We start from the raw sequence: 911 nt of genomic DNA, 5'->3' as shown, positions 1-911 counted from the left end.
AAGAAGTAGTCGGTATCTCGATACCCATACCCCATTCGCTTGATTAGCTTTATCTTGTTGTTTATCCCTTCTAGGGTGCAGGTGTTTAGCGGATAACTTGCCGATGCGATAATACCGTGAAGATAAGGACTCAGTTTTCGTGCGAACTCTTTCAATGGCTTAATTCCACTCTCTTGTACTTGTGCCCACCACGCCTCCCAGAGCCCTTTAGCATGTGCTTCTGATTCACAATACCAAAGCTCTTTGAGTTGTGCCCCGAGTATATAAGTGGTCATTAAGTCCTTATTGATATTCAATATTTCTGTAAGATAGCTGTCTTGCCGTGGATTTAAGTTGCCTCTATTTTTCAACAACACCCAGCGTGAGCGCTTGACCCATTGCCTCGCTTTTTTATCTTGCTTGAGTTTGTTGGCTTGGTCGACTCTGACTCTATCCATTACCTCACGACCGAACTTAGCAACAACATGGAATAAGTCGTAAACGATTTTTGCGTTCGGGCAATGCGCTTGAACTTCAAGGTCAAAAGCCGTATTCATGTCCATCGCGACCGCTTCGATATTATTGCCATGCTTGCCTAACAGCTCGAAGAACGGTCGTATGTCCTTGCGGCTACGGCCTAACCCTATCCAAATGACTTGGTGAGTCTTAGCGTCAGCAATGACCGTGGCATACCGATGTCCTTTAAAGATAGCGAACTCATCCATGACGAGTTGCCTTAGCCCCTCCCATTTCACTGACGGTACCACTTGGCGAAGTCGGCGTTTATCTATCTCTTTAATGGTGTGCCAATGTACGCTTGTTAACTGGGAGATATGCTTAATGGGAAGAAGAGGCAGCAGTTGTTCTATATAACTTTTTAAGCGCTTCGTTATACGAGCATAAGGCTCTAACCAAGATAGAGACTCTGTTTT

General features: G+C 44.9%; 1 protein-coding gene. It reads right to left on the bottom strand.

Annotated elements, in window-relative coordinates; all coding sequences use genetic code 11:
• A partial coding sequence (locus tag AB4307_RS19010) for an ISL3 family transposase (protein WP_372132997.1) occupies positions 1-911 on the bottom strand: 911 nt, incomplete at both ends.

Origin of the sequence: Vibrio sp. 10N.261.52.C2, from assembly GCF_041471425.1 — a bacterium.
GTDB classification, from domain to species: domain Bacteria; phylum Pseudomonadota; class Gammaproteobacteria; order Enterobacterales; family Vibrionaceae; genus Vibrio; species Vibrio crassostreae_C.
Note: the sequence above shows the minus strand (reverse complement) of the source record. Positions and strands in the feature narration are given on the sequence as shown.